Origin of the sequence: Microbacterium sp. zg-B185, assembly GCF_030246885.1 — a bacterium.
Classification (GTDB): Bacteria; Actinomycetota; Actinomycetes; order Actinomycetales; family Microbacteriaceae; genus Microbacterium.
On the sequence record NZ_CP126739.1, the window covers coordinates 2,593,674 to 2,609,765 of the forward strand.

18 protein-coding genes are annotated in these 16,092 nt (G+C 69.8%); 10 read left to right on the forward strand and 8 right to left on the reverse strand.

What is annotated here, in order from left to right; translation table 11 throughout:
* Nucleotides 1-223 precede the first annotated feature (223 nt).
* Nucleotides 224-1,273 (forward strand): LacI family DNA-binding transcriptional regulator, encoded by a 1,050-nt coding sequence (locus QNO12_RS12480; protein WP_257503022.1) that lies wholly within the window; start codon nt 224-226, stop codon nt 1,271-1,273.
* 58 nt (nt 1,274-1,331) lie between these two features.
* On the opposite strand, the gene rplL is transcribed toward QNO12_RS12480, so the two are convergent.
* The 3 genes from rplL to QNO12_RS12495 all read right to left on the reverse strand — a co-directional run bounded on the left by rplL (nt 1,332) and on the right by QNO12_RS12495 (nt 3,909).
* Nucleotides 1,332-1,718 (reverse strand): 50S ribosomal protein L7/L12, encoded by a 387-nt coding sequence (rplL, locus tag QNO12_RS12485; RefSeq protein ID WP_257503023.1) that lies wholly within the window; start codon nt 1,716-1,718, stop codon nt 1,332-1,334.
* A 93-nt stretch (nt 1,719-1,811) separates the two neighbouring features.
* Nucleotides 1,812-2,327 carry a 50S ribosomal protein L10 gene (gene rplJ, locus QNO12_RS12490; RefSeq protein WP_257503024.1) on the reverse strand — a complete coding sequence of 172 codons (516 nt, stop codon included), beginning with the start codon at nt 2,325-2,327 and terminating at the stop codon, nt 1,812-1,814.
* 286 nt (nt 2,328-2,613) lie between these two features.
* A complete protein-coding gene (locus QNO12_RS12495) occupies nt 2,614-3,909 on the reverse strand; it encodes a LuxR C-terminal-related transcriptional regulator (RefSeq protein WP_257503025.1) in 1,296 nt (431 codons plus the stop codon).
* Between the two features lie 131 nt (nt 3,910-4,040).
* Between QNO12_RS12495 and fdhA the strand changes: the two genes are divergently transcribed.
* Both fdhA and QNO12_RS12505 read left to right on the forward strand, forming a co-directional pair.
* Nucleotides 4,041-5,261, forward strand: a complete 1,221-nt coding sequence (gene fdhA, locus QNO12_RS12500; protein WP_257503026.1) for a formaldehyde dehydrogenase, glutathione-independent — start codon at nt 4,041-4,043, stop codon at nt 5,259-5,261.
* 60 nt (nt 5,262-5,321) lie between these two features.
* Nucleotides 5,322-5,723: a GlcG/HbpS family heme-binding protein gene (locus QNO12_RS12505; RefSeq protein WP_257503027.1), complete on the forward strand. Its 402-nt coding sequence runs from the start codon at nt 5,322-5,324 to the stop codon at nt 5,721-5,723.
* Nucleotides 5,724-5,839: 116 nt separating this feature from the next.
* Here QNO12_RS12505 and QNO12_RS12510 read toward each other — a convergent pair whose 3' ends face one another.
* Nucleotides 5,840-6,823: a hypothetical protein gene (locus QNO12_RS12510; protein ID WP_257503028.1), complete on the reverse strand. Its 984-nt coding sequence runs from the start codon at nt 6,821-6,823 to the stop codon at nt 5,840-5,842.
* Nucleotides 6,824-7,115: 292 nt separating this feature from the next.
* Nucleotides 7,116-7,421 (reverse strand): 4a-hydroxytetrahydrobiopterin dehydratase, encoded by a 306-nt coding sequence (locus tag QNO12_RS12515; RefSeq protein ID WP_257503029.1) that lies wholly within the window; start codon nt 7,419-7,421, stop codon nt 7,116-7,118.
* Nucleotides 7,422-7,541: 120 nt separating this feature from the next.
* On the opposite strand from QNO12_RS12515, the gene QNO12_RS12520 reads away from it, so the two are divergent.
* From QNO12_RS12520 to QNO12_RS12535, 4 genes are all read left to right on the forward strand, one after another.
* Nucleotides 7,542-8,222: a YqaJ viral recombinase family protein gene (locus QNO12_RS12520; RefSeq protein ID WP_257503030.1), complete on the forward strand. Its 681-nt coding sequence runs from the start codon at nt 7,542-7,544 to the stop codon at nt 8,220-8,222.
* 150 nt (nt 8,223-8,372) lie between these two features.
* On the forward strand, nt 8,373-10,043 hold the full coding sequence (locus QNO12_RS12525) for an MDR family MFS transporter (protein ID WP_257503031.1): 1,671 nt from the start codon (nt 8,373-8,375) through the stop codon (nt 10,041-10,043).
* Nucleotides 10,043-10,513, forward strand: coding sequence for a MarR family winged helix-turn-helix transcriptional regulator (locus tag QNO12_RS12530; protein WP_257503032.1), 471 nt, complete (start codon nt 10,043-10,045; stop codon nt 10,511-10,513). The genes QNO12_RS12525 and QNO12_RS12530 overlap by 1 nt, the downstream gene beginning before the upstream one ends.
* 134 nt (nt 10,514-10,647) lie before the next feature.
* Complete coding sequence (locus QNO12_RS12535) at nt 10,648-11,679, forward strand: NADP-dependent oxidoreductase (RefSeq protein WP_257503033.1); 1,032 nt, start codon at nt 10,648-10,650, stop codon at nt 11,677-11,679.
* Between the two features lie 24 nt (nt 11,680-11,703).
* Here the strand turns inward: QNO12_RS12535 and QNO12_RS12540 are convergent, their stop codons facing one another.
* Nucleotides 11,704-12,615, reverse strand: coding sequence for a LysR family transcriptional regulator ArgP (locus QNO12_RS12540; protein ID WP_257503034.1), 912 nt, complete (start codon nt 12,613-12,615; stop codon nt 11,704-11,706).
* 71 nt (nt 12,616-12,686) lie between these two features.
* On the opposite strand from QNO12_RS12540, the gene QNO12_RS12545 reads away from it, so the two are divergent.
* A complete protein-coding gene (locus QNO12_RS12545; RefSeq protein ID WP_257503035.1) occupies nt 12,687-13,376 on the forward strand; it encodes a LysE/ArgO family amino acid transporter in 690 nt (229 codons plus the stop codon).
* A 17-nt stretch (nt 13,377-13,393) separates the two neighbouring features.
* On the opposite strand, the gene QNO12_RS12550 is transcribed toward QNO12_RS12545, so the two are convergent.
* Nucleotides 13,394-13,747, reverse strand: coding sequence for an iron chaperone (locus QNO12_RS12550; protein ID WP_257503036.1), 354 nt, complete (start codon nt 13,745-13,747; stop codon nt 13,394-13,396).
* Nucleotides 13,748-13,806: 59 nt separating this feature from the next.
* Between QNO12_RS12550 and QNO12_RS12555 the strand changes: the two genes are divergently transcribed.
* The gene (locus QNO12_RS12555; protein ID WP_257503037.1) at nt 13,807-14,073 is read left to right on the forward strand and encodes an acylphosphatase; all 267 of its coding nucleotides are present in this window, start codon (nt 13,807-13,809) and stop codon (nt 14,071-14,073) included.
* Nucleotides 14,074-14,108: 35 nt separating this feature from the next.
* Here the strand turns inward: QNO12_RS12555 and QNO12_RS12560 are convergent, their stop codons facing one another.
* Nucleotides 14,109-15,263, reverse strand: a complete 1,155-nt coding sequence (locus tag QNO12_RS12560; protein WP_257503038.1) for an acyl-CoA dehydrogenase family protein — start codon at nt 15,261-15,263, stop codon at nt 14,109-14,111.
* A gap of 108 nt (nt 15,264-15,371) precedes the next feature.
* Here QNO12_RS12560 and QNO12_RS12565 point away from each other — a divergent pair, with 108 nt between their 5' ends.
* A complete protein-coding gene (locus QNO12_RS12565; protein ID WP_257503039.1) occupies nt 15,372-16,070 on the forward strand; it encodes a winged helix-turn-helix transcriptional regulator in 699 nt (232 codons plus the stop codon).
* The last annotated feature ends 22 nt before the right edge of the window (nt 16,071-16,092 follow it).

Sequence of the window (16,092 nt, forward strand, 5' to 3'; positions counted from 1 at the left end):
AGACACCGTAGGCGAGAACGAGAGTGACGCACAATCACAGGTAGTCACAACTCGGTAACCCTCGCCGCACGGGTCTTCTCGTCGAGTGCGGCAGGCGCGCTAGGCTCGGCTTCGCGGGCGGGCGGATCGCGGTCGTCCGATGTGGAATCGGTTTCATGGCGTTCCACCCGAGGTTCCCCTCTCCGCCGATGAGAACGCAGCGCCCTGACGCGAAGGAGCACCGATGAGCGGCATCTCCGATGTGGCGCGCCTCGCCGGCGTCTCGAAATCGACGGCCAGCAGGGCGCTCAGCGGCGGCGGCTACGTCTCCGAGAAGACGCGGCTCAAGGTGGCTGCGGTCGCGGCATCCCTGGACTACGTCCCCTCCAGCAATGCGGCCAGCCTCGTCACCGGTCGCACCCGCAACGTGGGCGTGGTGATCCCGTACCTGCACCGGTGGTTCTTCGCCGAGGTGCTCGAAGGCATCCAGGCAGCGCTGCTGGAGCGCGGGCTGGACCTGACGCTCTACGACGCCAACCCGGGCACGGAGGGCAGGCGCCGCATCTTCGAGGACTTTCTGGCACGCAAGCGGTTCGACGGCCTCATCGCCGTCGGCCTGGAGCCCGAGGACCACGAGCTGGAGCGGCTGCTGAAGATCGGGCGGCCGGTGGTGAGCGTCGTGGGAACGGATGCCGGCACCACTGCCATCGGAATCGACGACAACGACGCGGCCCGCCGGGCCACGCACCACCTCACCAGCCTGGGCCACGAGCACATCGCGTTCATCGGCGGGGGAAGCAGCGCTCGGTGGGCCAGCGTGGACCGGCGCCGATTGGACGGATATCGCCACGCGATGGCCGAGGCGGGACTCGCCGCCCGCGCGAAGCACATCACATCCGAGGTGTCACTGCCGGGCGGGTACGGCGCGGCCGTCGATCTGCTCGCCGACCGGGCGCGGCCGACCGGGATCGTGGCGGTCTGCGACGAAGTCGCGATCGGCGCCATCATCGCGGCCCGCCGACTCGGGATCGGCGTCCCCAGCGATCTCAGCGTCGTCGGCATCGACGATCACAAGTACGCGGAGATGTTCGCGCTGACCACGTTCCAGCAGCGTCCGCGGGAGCAGGGCCGCGCGGCGGTCGAGCTGCTGGAGGCTCAGCTGGCGGACGCGGAGGCCGAGCCCGCGCATGTCGCCCTCACAGCGCGACTGATCGTGCGGGCATCGACGGGGCCGGTGGATGCGGACCACTCGGTGATGGTCTCTGACGCCCGGGGCGGCATGGACGCGATCTAGCCGTGCATGCGAGAAGGCCCCGGATGCATGCATCCGGGGCCTTCTCGTGAAGAAGTGACTACTTCAGGGTGACGGTCGCGCCGGCCTCTTCGAGAGCGGCCTTGCCCTTCTCGGCAGCCTCCTTCGAGACACCCTCGAGAACAGCCTTGGGTGCACCGTCGACGACGGCCTTGGCCTCGCCGAGGCCGAGCGAGGTGAGCTCGCGGACGACCTTGATGACCTGGATCTTCTTCTCGCCGGCAGCCTCGAGGACGACGTCGAATGCCGTCTGCTCCTCGACCTCTTCGGCGGGAGCGGCACCGGCGGCAGCCGGGCCGGCAACGGCGACCGGCGCCGCTGCGGTGACCTCGAAGGTCTCCTCGAACTTCTTGACGAACTCGCTGAGCTCGATGAGCGTGAGCTCCTTGAACGCGTCGAGAAGCTCGTCAGTGGTGAGCTTTGCCATGATGTTTCTCCTTGCTTGTGTTTCGTGTCTCGAGACGGCCGCTTCGCGACCTACTCGATAACCGTCACGAATTGGGTGTGTGCCGCGCCCTGATCAGGCGGCGGACTCCTGCTTCTCACGCAGCGCGTCGACCGTGCGAACGGCCTTCGACAGCGGAGCGTTGAACAGATATGCGGCGCCGAACAGCGAGGCCTTCATCGCACCGGCGAGCTTCGCCAGCAGGACTTCACGGCTCTCAAGGTCAGCGAGCTTGTTGACCTCATCAGCGGTGAGGGCGGCACCGTCGAAGTACCCGCCCTTGATCACCAGATGAGGGTGTGCCTTGGCGAAGGTACGCAGTCCCTTCGCGACGGCGACCGGGTCACCGTGCACGAATGCGATGGCAGAGGGGCCCTTGAGCTCCTCGTCCAGCGTGGAGATTCCCGCCTTGTTGGCGGCGATCTTGGTCAGCGTGTTCTTCACCACGGCGTATTCCGCATCCTGACGAATGCTGATGCGCAGCTCCTTGAGCTGGGCAACCGTCAGACCGCGGTACTCGGTCAGCAGAACGGCGGTCGAGTCCTCGAAATGCTTCGTGAGCTCGGCGACCGATGCATCCTTCTGCGCCATGGCCACTCCTTGTGTGTACGAGACGCTCCGCGATGGCGGGACGTCGGCCGGAGGCATCCGCTCATCGGATCTCACTCGACGAATGAAAAAGCTCCGGCGCAAGCGCACGGAGCTGAAAACTCGGAGGAGATTCGTTTCGTACACCTGCGCGGGCCCCTGCACTGCAGAGCTTCGATCGTCATGCACTCGCGTGCACATCGATGACCAGCGGTCTTCGGCTTCCCCCAGTCTACGTACTCCCCCGCACCTCGCCAAATCGGCGGCACGCGGCGTCCTGTCCAGGGACTCAAGCGCGTCCGGATGACGCGCCGTGCCGGCCGGCGAGGACGAACGCCGTGGCCTCGGCGCGGGATGCGACGCCGAGCTTGCGGAAGATCTTGGCGACGTGGAACTTCACGGTGTTCTCGCTGATGCCCAGGTTGACCGCGATCTCGCGATTGCGCTGCCCGGCGATCAGCAGGCTGAGCACCTCGGCCTCGCGCGGACCCAGGTCCCACGCGCGAGGCGCAGCGGCCAGCGCCGAGGGCGGGTCCAACGGCATCACGACCGACATCTCCGTTCCCCAGCCCGGCGTCGCCTCGAAGGAGAGCCGGCCGTTCAGCGCCAGCACCCGCTGCCGGACCAGTCGCAGCTGCACGCTCTCGCCGGACAGGTCGCCGGGCCCGTCGTCTCGCACGTTGATCAGCAGGTTCGTGCCGTCGCAGTCCCATTGCACGCGCACCCGGCTCACGTCGTGCCGGTCGACCAGGGCGAGGATCGAACCCCGCACGACCGCGCGCGCCCCATGGGCGATCTCGCTGGGCAGTGCCCGTCCGTCCACCGGCGGCTCGACGAACTGGACGTCGATGTCGCGGTAGCGCACCAGCGGACGCAGATCGTCGCGCAGGCGCTCGAAGGCGGTCGTGACGGGCTCCTCCGTGAACGTGCGCACCCGGTCGCTCGCAGTTCGCAGGTGGACCATGCCTTCCGCGGCGATCTGCGTGGCAGTTCTGCGGGCGCTGCGATCGTCCAGGCTCGAGGATCGCAAGGCGGCCAGCAGGGACTCCAGGGTGGTGGAGTATTCGTCGGCGAGTTCGGTCAGCGCCTCCATCCGCACGCCGGAGGTCGCGCGGGCCAGCTGCAGGTAGTCCGGGGACGCAGCATCCGCCAGCTCCTGCACGCGCAGCGCGACGATGTTCCACAGCTGGAGCACCGCCGCGTCGGTGTCCTGCCCGCCCGGATCGGCGAGGACCAGCAGCGCTCCGTTGTTCGAGAGCGCCTGGAACGTATCCACGTCACCGGCAGAGGTGGGGATCACCCCCCGCCTCGTGCGGCCGGGGCCGATCATGCGGCGCAGCTCGTCCAACGCGAGAAACGACACCCCGTCGACGAAGGATGCCGCCCCGGCGCCCTCGCGCTGTCCGCCGGCGGCGTCGGCGACGAGGAACACGAGAGCGGAGTGACCGAGCAACGGGCCGAGGAAGGCGGACAGTCGCTGCGGAATGAGGGCGGACGGCGCGGTGAGGACGTCGGCCAGCCCCCGAACGATCTCCGCCGCTTGAGCGACACCGCCGGGTTTCGCATCGCTCTGAACAGACGGCATCCCCCAACCCTAGGCATCGCGCCACCCGTTCGGGTAGTCACAACGACCCTGAGGAGGGATCGCGCTACCCGAACGGATCGGTCAGGATCGGAGAAGGGGCGGGGCAGACTCGCCCCGACGGAAGGACGAAAATGTCAGGTAACAGAGCGGTCGCCTATGAGGGGCCCGGAGTCGTGAAAGTGATCGACACCGACTACCCCGATTTCGAACTCCACGACGGCCCGGGCGTCAATCCGGCCAACGTCGGCAGGAAGATCCCGCACGGTGCGATTCTGCGCACCATCGCGACGAACATCTGCGGATCCGACCAGCACATGGTCCGGGGACGCACCACCGCCCCCGAGGGGCTGGTGCTCGGACACGAGATCACCGGCGAGGTCGTCGAGGTCGGTCCGGGTGTGGAGTTCATCAAGGTCGGCGACATCGTCTCCGTGCCCTTCAACATCTCCTGCGGCCGCTGCCGCAACTGCAAGGAGGGCAAGACCGGCATCTGCCTGAACGTCAATCCCGACCGCCCGGGCAGCGCGTACGGGTACGTCGACATGGGCGGCTGGGTCGGCGGTCAGGCCGAGTACGTCCTGGTCCCCTACGCGGACTGGAACCTGCTGAAGTTCCCCGACCGCGACCAGGCTCTGGAGAAGATCCTGGACCTCGCGATGCTCTCGGACATCTTCCCGACCGGATTCCACGGTGCCGTCACCGCCGGCGTCGGCGTCGGCTCCACCGTCTACATCGCCGGTGCCGGGCCGGTCGGGCTGGCCGCGGCCGCCGGCGCGCAGCTGCTCGGTGCCGCCGTCGTCATCGTGGGCGACCTGAACGAGGACCGTCTCGCCCAGGCGCGCAGCTTCGGCTGCGAGACGGTGAACGTCGGCGACGGGTCCATCCCCGACCAGCTGGAGCAGATCCTGGGCGTGCCCGAAGTGGATGCCGCGGTCGACGCGGTGGGATTCGAGGCACGCAGCGAAGGGCACGGCGCGAAGGCGAAAGAGGCCCCGGCGACGGTCCTGAACTCCCTCATGAGCGTGACCGCCGCCGGTGGCGCGATCGGCATCCCCGGCCTGTACGTCACCGGCGACCCCGGCGCAGTGGATGATGCCGCGAAGGTCGGATCGCTCTCGATCAGTCTCGGCACCGGCTGGGCGAAGTCGTTGTCGTTCACCACCGGGCAGTGCCCGGTGATGCGCTACAACCGGCAGCTGATGATGGCGATCCTGCACGACAAGGTGCACATCGCCGCTGCCGTGAACGCCAAGGCGATCACGCTGGACGAGGCCCCGCAGGGCTACGCCGAGTTCGATGCGGGTGCCGCCACGAAGTTCGTCCTCAACCCCAACGGCTACATCACCGCCTGACCTTCCACCTCACCCGACCACGCAGTTCCCGGCATCCCGGGCCGAACCAAGGAGACACCCATGACCAACGTCAACCTCGAAGACGCACGCCGCGTCATCGCCGCCGCAGAGCAGAAGGCCGACGAGATCGGCCAGCCCATGAACATCGCCGTCGTCGACTCGGGCGGCAACCTCGTCGCGCATGTGCGCCAGGACGGCGCCTGGATCGGGAGCGTCAACATCTCGATCAACAAGGCCTGGACCTCGAAGGCGTTCGACATCTCCACCAAGGACCTCGGAGACAACGCGCAGCCGAACCAGCAGTTCTACGGCATCCACGCCACCAACGGCGGCAAGGTCGCGATCTTCGCCGGCGGCATCCCGCTCGTGCGTGACGGCGTCGTCGTCGGCGCGGTGGGCGTCAGCGGCGGTTCCGGCGAACAGGACCACTCCGTCGCCGAAGCAGGCGTCGCCGCGTTCTGAGTCCCTCCCGACTCAACGTCGAGTGCACGGCTTAGCGTCGAGTGCACGGCTTTCCGGTGTCGGAAGGCCGTGCACTCGCGTGTAAGTCGTGCACTCGCGTGCGGACCGGTACCGGATCAGCCCGGCGCGCGGATGCCGAAAGACGCCAGGCGTGCGGCGAGCGCCTGCGGAGTCACGCTGTGCTCGTCCTCCCAGCGGGCGAATCGCCACTGCGTCGTTCCGCGGATCCAGTCCTCGCGGCGCTTCTCCTCGAGCAGGATCTTCTCGAGCGCGACGCCGCGGCGCATCGCGACGTCGAGGTACTTGTCCTTGCCGTCGAACTCGCCGAATGCGCGGACGTCGGTCAGCCCGAAATCCACGAAATACGTGTTCTCCGCCGGCCCGGCCACCGGAACCTGCAGCTGCGGCGCGTCGAAGCCGAGCCGCACCAGCTGGAGCCGGCTCACGCTCTCCCCCGGCAGCTGAGCCCGGCCGTCGGCGAACGCGGTCACCCACCGCGCCTGCCGGATCCCCCGTGCGCCTGACGCCGCGGTGACCCGTTCCCGCATGGATCGGCGCCAGCAGGCGACGGCATCCTCGTCCCACACCCGGCCGCGCAGCGCGAACTGCCGCTCAGCGGCGTCGGCAGCGGCCACCGATGCGTCCGGTCCGAGGGTGCGCACCATGTCGAAGACGGTCCGCTCGAGCGAAGTGCAGCGGATGCCGTGGCGCACGACGATGTCCGACGCCGGGAGCGGCGCGACATGCCTCATCACGTCCGCGCCACTGGAGATGCGGGACGGCGCCGGAGTGGTGACGTGCACGCGGAGCGGTCGATGGCGGTACAGCGGCAGCGACCATGCGACACCCGCGGACTCGTGCGAGATGACCCCGTCGCCGGTGGCCTCACGTGCGACGGCGATGACATGCGCCAGGTGCCACGCCTCCGGCCACAGCGTGGCGGCGTCCTGCGCGTCCATGAAGGCTCCCCGACGGATCACCCGGAGCCGGCCGCTGCCCACCGCAAGCCGGATGGACCGCTCCGTCCAGCCTCCGGCCAGAAGGGCCGTGCGGGAGCGGACGAGCAGACTCAGGTCGGGGATCGACGCAGCGCGGCGCATGCCTCAGCATCCGGCGTCCGTTGCCCCGCATCCGCGGTGCGCAGGCGAATCGGGATAGGCGGCACGCCCTGCACCCCTGGGGAGGAGCGCGCGCGCCGCCCTTCCGTTCCCGACTGCACGGCCTACCGTGCGCTCCTGGGGAGGAGCGCGCGCGCCGCCCTTCCGTTCCCGACTGCACGGCCTGCCGTCGGGTGCACGCCTTCTGACCGGCGGCAAGCCGTGCGCTCGGCGGCACCCCGTGCGCTCGGCGGCAAGCCGTGCGCTCGCGGGGCAGGAGAAGCGGGACTGCGGATCAGCGGGGCGTCGGCGCGAGGCCGAGGTCCCGCGCGGCGGCGGAGATCTGCCGCGCGAGGGCCACGTCCTTCGCGGTCAGGCCGCCCGCAGAGTGCGTGATGAGCGTCACGGTCACCCTCGGGTAGGTCACCGTGACATCGGGATGGTGATCGGCTGCCTCGGCGAGTTCGGCGATGGCGGCGAACAGCCGCGCCCCCGTGGCGAAGGTTCCGGTCTTGAACTCGGCGATCGCGCCGGCCTGCCCCGGGCGCCAGTCCTCGACGCCGGGCTCCGCCCGGAACTGGTCTGCGGTGATGGTGTCCATACACCGACCCTGCCACCGTCCGCAGCGCGCGCAAGGGGCGCGCTGCGGATGCGGTCCGGCCCGGCGCGGACCGGGCATGTCGGCCGGGCGGGGTCCGCCTGCGGGGTTACCCTCGAAGACGTGACCCCCGAACTCGCCGCCCGCATCGTCGCGGACTCCCGCGACCGGGTGGCCTGGGTCCGGGCTCGCTCACGCGGCATCACTGCGACGGATGTCGCGTCGCTCACCTCGGCGAAGGCCATCGCCAAGGCCGCCGACGCGAAGCTCATGGGCTCCGGATTCTCGGGCAACGCCTACACCGCCCACGGCCGGATCCGCGAGCCCGAGATCGCCCGCTGGGTCGCCGCGACCCACGGCATCCTGCCCTCCAGCGCGCTGTTCCACGCGGTCGTCGAGAAGCGTCACCTCGCCACCCCCGACGGGGTCGTCGTCGATGCCCAGGGCCGCGTCATCCTGTGTGAGATCAAGACGACCAACAAGTCCTGGCGCAGCATCCCCCGCCCGTACATGCGGCAGGTGTGGTGGCAGCAGCATGTCCTGGGCGCCGAGCGCACCCTGGTGGCGTGGGAGGAGCACAGCGATTTCGTCCCGGTCGGCGACGAGCCTCGCTGCGAGTGGGTCGACCGCGACGAGGTCGAGATCGCGAAACTGGTCGCCCTGGCGACGTCGCTCATCGACGAGCTGCACCGCCGGACCACCCTGCGGCCGCTCGCCGGCCCGCCGAGCGCACACCCCGACGGACGGATGCCGCGGCCACCGGCCCCGCGCGAGCCCTTCCGCGCCCTCGCCCTGACCGACTGAATTGGTTGACGCGAGTCAACGATCTGCGATATAGTTGACTACAGTCAACCATCGCGTCACCGTCGCCGCGCACGTCTCCACGCTCGAAAGGCCCCCCTCTTGGCGTCTGTCAATACCCCTGCCTCGGCGCTGACGACCGAACCGCCGCGCATGTCCCGACGGAAGGTCCTCGAAGCGCTGTCCGGCCTTCTGCTCGGAATGTTCGTCTCGATCCTCGCCGCGACGGTCGTCTCCACCTCGCTTCCGGTCATCATCCACGACATCGGCGGCGATCAGGCCGCCTTCACCTGGGTCATCACCGCCACCTTGCTGACCACCGCCATCTCGACCCCCATCTGGGGCAAGCTGGCGGACCTGTTCAACCGCAAGGTGCTCATCCAGATCGCACTGATCCTCTTCGTCCTGGCCACCGCGGCCGCGGGCTTCTCGCAGGACGCCGGCACGCTCATCGCGTTCCGCGCCGCGCAGGGCATCGGCGCCGGCGGTCTGGCCGCGCTGAGCCAGATCATCATGGCCGACATCATCAGCCCCCGGGAGCGCGGACGCTACATGGGCCTGTTCGGCGCCGTGATGGCTCTGGGCACGATCGGCGGACCGCTGCTCGGCGGGTTCATCACCGATGGCATCGGCTGGCGCTGGAACTTCTACGTCGCGATCCCCTTCGCGATCGCCGCCCTGATCATCCTGCAGCTGACCCTGCACATCCCCACGCGCCCCAAGAAGAAGGCGCGCATCGACTACCTCGGCATCGTGCTCCTGGCCGCATCGGTCTCGCTGCTGCTGGTCTGGATCACCAACGCCGGCGACACGTTCGACTGGTGGAGCATCGAGACGATCCTCATGGCAGGCGGCGCACTCGTCGGTGCGATCCTGTTCGTGATCGTGGAGTTCCGCTCGCGCGAGCCTCTCGTGCCGTTGTCGATGTTCCGCAACCGGACGTACACGCTCTCGGTGATCGCCTCCATCGCCACCGGTGTCGCCATGTTCGGCACGTCGGTGTTCCTCAGCCAGTACATGCAGATGGCCCGCGGCGCCACCCCGACCGAGGCCGGCCTGCTCACGCTGCCGATGATCGGCGGTCTGCTGCTCTCGTCGATCATCGTGGGTCAGCTGATCAGCCGCTTCGGCAAGTGGAAGATCTACCTGATCGTGGGCAGCGTGCTGCTGATCGCGGGTTCGGTGCTGCTGTCCACCCTGCGGTACGACACGAACTTCGTGCTGGTCTCGCTGTACATGTTCCTGCTCGGCGCGGGCGTGGGAATGACCATGCAGAACCTCGTGCTCATCGTCCAGAACACGGCCAAGCCCGAGGAGATGGGCGTGGCCAGCTCGGGTGTGGCGTTCTTCCGCAGCCTGGGGGGAACGATCGGCGTCTCGGTCATGGGTGCCGCACTGGCGACCTCGGTCACCGGCCTGTTCGCCTCCAGCAAGGACGCGCTGACCGCGGCGATCGTGAATCTGGGTGCGGACGGCGCGGCTGTGGCCGAACAGCTCCAGTCCGGCACGCTCCCCCAGGTCAGCCTGCTGCCGACCGCGGTGCGGGTCATCGTCGAGGACATCTACGCGCAGGGCATCGCGCAGTCGTTCCTGATCGCCGTGCCGCTGGCGATCATCAGCCTGATCGCGATCGTCTTCCTGCCCAACGTGCCGCTGACCCGTATGACGACGGCGGAGCGGATCGCCGCCGGTGAGGCGGACCTCGCCACGATCACGACCGCCGAGGGGATGTCGGCCCTGGCTGCGACCGGCTCCATCCCTGCGACCGCGGAGGACGCGCCGGCCGGATCGGTCGGCGGCAGGCCCGCGACCCGCCGCGGCTGATGTCGACGGCCATGGTGGACCCGGAGTCCCGAGAGGCGCGCACCGAAGCGGTGCGCGCCCTCGAGGCGGAGTTCGGCGAACTGCTCACGCGGATCCGCCGCCTGATCGCCGAGAACGCCGAGCGGGTGAGCCCGGGCATGCTGCCCGGCGCCTACAAGGTGTTCACCACGATCGCGCGCCGCGAGAGCATCACCCTCTCCTGCCTGGCCGAATCGCTGACGGCCGACAAGGGGCAGGTGAGTCGCACGGTGCGCGAGCTCGAAGAGCTCGGGCTCGTCACCCGCACCCCCGACCCCGCCGACGGTCGATCCAGCCTCCTCTCCCCCACCCCGGAAGGGATCGAGCGCCTGGCCGCGGCCCGCGCGCCGCACGACAGCGCGCTGCTGGACAGCCTGCAGGAGTGGTCCGTCGAAGACATCCGCCACCTCGCGCGGCTCCTGCACTCGTTGACGACCGGCGAGAACCCCTGATGCTGCGCGGCGGCCGGCTCGGCTTAGCCGGCCGGTAGCACCCGCGTAACACGGACGAGACATAGTCAGGGTTGACTGTGGGGACCAGGCAACGAGTGCTGCCGACGACGACGCGCACTCCTAAGGAGCGTGCGATGAGATTCCGGCCGTTGCAATCCGCATCCGCCCCCGCGCCCACCGCGGTGGCGGTGGCAGACCCGCCCGAGACCATGCGCGCCACGGTGATGGAGACCACCGGCGACCCCACCGTGCTGCGCGCGGCGTCCGTCGCCGTCCCCACACCGGTGATGGACGAGCTGCTCGTGCGGGTCGTGGCTGCGGGGGTCAATCCGATCGACGCGAAGACCCGTGCCGGTGCGGGACTGTCCGCCGCGATCAGCGACTACCCGGCCACGCCGGGCTTCGATTTCAGCGGCATCGTGGTCACCTCGCCGTACGACTCCCATCCCCTCGCCGCCGGGACGCCGGTCTACGGCATGGTGGCCTTCCCCCGCTCGGGCGGCACCTATGCAGAGTACGCAGTCGTGCCGTCGCAGTCGGTGGCGCGCAAGCCGGCGGCGCTGTCGCATGTGGAGGCCGCCGGCGTTCCCCTCGCTGCCCTGACCGCATGGGGTCTGGTCGTCGAGACCGCCCACGCGCACGAAGGGCAGCGGGTGCTCATCCATGCCGGCGGCGGCGGTGTGGGCCACTTGGCCGTGCAGTTCGCCGCGTACTTCGGCGCGCACGTCACCGCGACCGGCTCGGCGCGGAACGCCGCGTGGCTGAGGGAGCTGGGGGCATCAGTGGTGATCGACCACACCACGACCCGCTTCGAGGATGTCGTCGCCGACGTCGACGTCGTGATCGACCTGGTCGGTAACGCGAAGGCGAACACCGGCGAGAGATCGCTGGCCGTGCTGCGACCGGGTGGACTGTACATCGTCGTGCCGACCGGCTCCTGGCCGGGCTATGCCGCCGCCGCGGCCGCGGCCGGCGTCAGGGCGACGAGCTTCAAAGTCACTCCCGACGGCAGCGCGCTGGCGACGATCGGACGCCTGCTGGACTCCGGCGCCGTCCAGGTCTACATCGACCGCGTCTTCGACCTCAAGGATGCGGCGGCCGCGCACGCCGAGCTGGAGCAGGGCCACACGCGCGGCAAGATCGTCCTGCGCGTCAGCGACGACTGAACCTGCGCGTCAGCGACGACTGAGTCAGCCGGCGGCCTGCGCGCGGATCGGGCGCAGCACCCGGCGACCCTCGGCGACGACCTCGTCCGCGATGGCACCCAGCAGCGCGGAACGCAGATTCCACTGCTGCCAGTACAGGGGCACGTCGATGGGCGGGCCGCCGAGCCGGACGAGGTCGCCGCGCGCCAGGCCCGCCTGCGATTGGAACGTCGGCAGCAGCGCCCACCCCAGGCCCAGGCGCACGGCAGCAGCGAAATCGTTCGAAGCGGGGACGTAGTGCCGCGCGGGCAGGGACTCGTCGATACCGCACTCCCGCATCCACAGCGTCTGCAGGTCGTCGCGACGGTCGAAGTCCACCACCGGCGCGTCGACCAGCGTCGCCGGGGACGCGGGATCCGGCATCCATCGTCGTGCGAACGCCGGTGTGGCGACGGCTTCGTACCGCATCGCACCGAGCGTGCTCACGCGGCATCCGGCGACCGGCGTCGCGCGCGAGGTCACCGCACCCATCACGGTGCCCGACTCCAGGAGCGCGGCGGTGAAGTCCTGATCGTCGCGGTGCAGCTCGAAGACGATCGGATGCCGCTCGGCCAGCCGCGCGAGCGGCTCGAGGAACCAGGTCGCCAACGAGTCGGCGTTCACGGCGAGCGGGACGGACGTGCGAGAACCCTCGTCGCCGCCCGCGCCGAGCTCGGTGAGAGTGTCGTGCTCCAGCAGTGCCACCTGTCGGGCCATCCGCACCACGGCCGCACCGGCTTCGGTGAGCCGGGCCGGCTTGGACCGCACCAGGACCACGCGGCCGAGCTGCTCCTCGAGTGCCTTGATGCGCTGGCTGACCGCCGACGGGGTCAGCCGCAGTCGGCGGGCCGCGGCGTCCAGCGTGCCCTCGTCGGCCACTGCCGCCACGGTCTCAGCCAGGTCGAGCGGAATACGCATGATAAGCGATGCTAATGCATCTGTAGAATCTTCAGTTGGACTCATCAGGGGGAGGACCGTAGCGTCGGAGTATGTTCTCGTCAGCACTCGCCGGCCTCGGGCTGGGCTTCTCGCTGATCATCGCGATCGGCGCACAGAACCTCTTCGTGCTGCGTCAGGGCCTGCGTCGGGAGCACGTCGTCCTCGTGGCCGCGATCTGCGCGATCTCGGATGCCGTCCTCATCGCCCTCGGCGTCTCGGGGGTGGGCTTGGTGCTGACCGCGGTGCCGTGGCTGATCGACGTCGTGCGGTGGGCGGGCGCGGCCTTCCTGTTCGCCTACGGGCTGCTCGCCGCGCGTCGCGCCTGGCGCCCGTCCGGCGGGGCGCTCGCGCCCACCGAGACCCCCTCGGATCCCCTCGACCGGTCTCCGCGGGCGACCACGGTCGCCCCGCAGACACCACAGGCGTCGGTGCTCATCGCCCGCGCCGCCCCGCGCGCCCTGCCGGTGGCCCTGACGTGCCTGGCGCTGACGTGGCTGAACCCGCATGTGTACCTGGACACCGTCTTCCTGCTGGGTTCGATCGCCAGCACGCACGGCCACGCGCGCTGGCTCTTCGCGGCCGGCGCGATGTCGGCGAGCGTGATCTGGTTCTTCGCGCTCGCCTTCGGCGCCCGCTACCTCAGCCGGTGGCTCGGCACACCGCGCGCGTGGCGGATCCTGGACGCGGTCATCGCCCTGGTCATGGTCGGCATCGGGGTCAGCCTGATCCTCCCCCACTGAGCCCGATGGGCGGGGTTTCAGCCGTCGATCTGGTCGCGGCGCCGGCGCACCAGCTCGCGGACCACCTCGTCCGGGAGCGGGTGGTCGGGCTGGAAGCGAATGGTGCCCTTGTCCAGCCCCGACTCCTCCACCTGTTCGACCGCCCCGGCGACTCCGGTCACGGCCTCCGGGCTGAACGGGTAGACGCCGATGTGCCTGCGGGCACGCATCACCGAGATCAGCGGTTTGCCGCGGTACACGAGCGCCGGCATCCCATAGCCCTTGCCCTGCTCCGCGTCCGGGACCACCTCGCGCGCGATGGCGTAGACGTGCGCGATCGCGTCGCGGTCGGCGTCGTCGAGTCCGCTGAGGTAGTCATCGACGGTTCCCATGACTGCATCCTCGCACCCGCCACTGGCCGGCACACCCCCACGGGCACCACGATGGAGGAATGAAACGTGTGCACGTGATCGTGAGCGGGGACGTCCAAGGCGTGGGCTATCGCTACACGATGCGCATGATCGCGGTCGACGCCGGCGTCGCCGGGTGGGTGCGCAACCGCCCGGACGGCACGGTCGAAGCGGAGATCGAGGGGACTCCGGCGCAGGTCGACGAGGTCCTCGCCTGGATGGCGCACGGCCCGCCCGGCTCGCGCGTCGACCAGGCGCGAGTGACGGATGCCGTCCCGACCGGCGAACGCGCATTCGACGTGCGGTAGCAGGACGGCACGCCCGCGCGGAGCCGGCAGGCGCGTCACTCCTGCGGCAGGCCCATCGCGTGTCGTCCGGCCGCGAGCAACGTCGCCTCGGGGGTGAGCGGATGAAAGGCCGCCGCGCGGATGTCGCGATAGCAGCGCTCGACGATCGAACCCGTGAAGTAGCCCGCGCCCCCGACCACCTGCATCGCCAGATCGCACACTTCCGCGCCAGCGCGCGCGATCTCGGCCTTGGCCGCCATCACAGCGAGGAAGGCGTCGTATGAGGGCGTCGGATCGTCGCCGAGTTCGGTCAGGGCGCCTGCGAGCGCCCAGGAGGCGACCTGCAGCCGGTGGCGCATGAGCCCCAGCGACCGCTGGACGGTCAGGTCATCGGGATGGCGTGCACCCGCCGCGACGGCCTCAGCGAACGCCGCCTCGGCGACACCGAGGTAGGCACCGGAGATGATCGCGAACCCGATGCCCGCGATCACCTGAAGCGGAGGATCGATGACTCCGTACGGGCGGTCGGCGAGCACGCGCTCATGCGGGACGAACACGTCGGTCAGCACGACGTCGTCGCTCGCGGTGCCCCGCATGCCGAGCACGTCCCAGTTCTCCGCCCGGACGATGCCGTCCGCGGCGAACGGGATGGCCATGTTCAGCACGCGCATGCCGCGCTCCGGGTCAGCGACGGGGACCATCGTGGACATCACGGTGCCGACCGCGCCCTGGCTCACGAAGCGCTTTCGTCCGCTCACGCGATAACCTCCGGCCACGGGGGTGGCCTGGCCGGTCGGGTGGGTGAAGTCGCCCCCGCCGGTGGAGACGAGCACGATCTGCTCGTCGGCGATGCGGCGCAGGGTCGCTTCGGCCCCCGGCAGACCTCGCCGGTATCGCCAGGTCGTGAAGCGTGTCACGTGCTGATGCATCGCGCTGGCCAGCGCGGTCGCCCCGCAGTAGTGCCCGAGAGTGCGCTGCAGGTCCGCCAGCTCGCGGATGCTCGCCCCGTCGCCGCCGAGCTCCCTGGGGACAGCGGCCTTGAGCAGGCCTGCCTCCCTGAGGGCGTCGTACGCCTCGACGACGAACGTGCCCTCCCGATCGTGGCGCGCCGCGTTCGCCGCGAGGATCGGACCGATGCCGTTCGCACGGTCGGTCAGGGAAGCCGAAGCGCTCCCTGCTGCGCTGTCTTGGATGCTCTCGATGGTGCTCATGGGGACAGCATCCGCCGGGGAGCGGCCCGCGCTCCAGTGCACGATCGGGACTCCGCCGGTCCAGATTCCGGACTACCGCAGCGGCATGGGCGGCGGGACCATGGAGCCATGGCTGATTACGGACGGTACTGTCCCATCGCGATGGCCAGCGAGGTCATGGCCGACCGCTGGACGCCCCTGGTCGTGCGCGAGCTGGTGCTGGGCAACACGCGCTTCAACGACATCGCGCGAGCCCTGCCCGGGATCTCGCGCTCCCTGCTCGTGCAGCGCCTGCGGCACCTGGAGCGCAGCGGCGTGCTGGAGACATGGCCGTCGCCGACGGGTCATGGCAGCGAGTACCACCTCACGCCCGCAGGGCGCGACCTCGAGCGGGTTCTGGACAGTCTAGGCCGCTGGGCGATCGAGTGGCTGTTCGAGGACATGGAGCCGCACGACGTGGAGCCGACGACGCTCATGTGGTGGATGCATCGCAGGGTGGACACCGCGCGATTCCCGCCCCGGCGGACGGTCATCGAGTGGCGCCACACCGCACCCGATCCGGACACGATCTGGTTCGTGCTCGAGCACGCCGCGGTGTCGGTGTGCACGCAGCATCCCGGCTTCAGCGTCGACCTGGTGGTGACCATGGCCACCGGCGATCTCGCCGACGTCTTCCAGGGATACCGTCGCTGGCAGGATGCGGTCCGGTCCGGGGCGATCTCGGTGAGCGGTTCGCCGCGGCTGGTCGCGGCACTGCCGACGTGGTTCGTGTGGAGCCCGTGGGCGGACGCGACGCACGCGCGCGCTCATCGGGCGGTGACGGCCTGAGTCTGCCGTACGGCTCCCGACG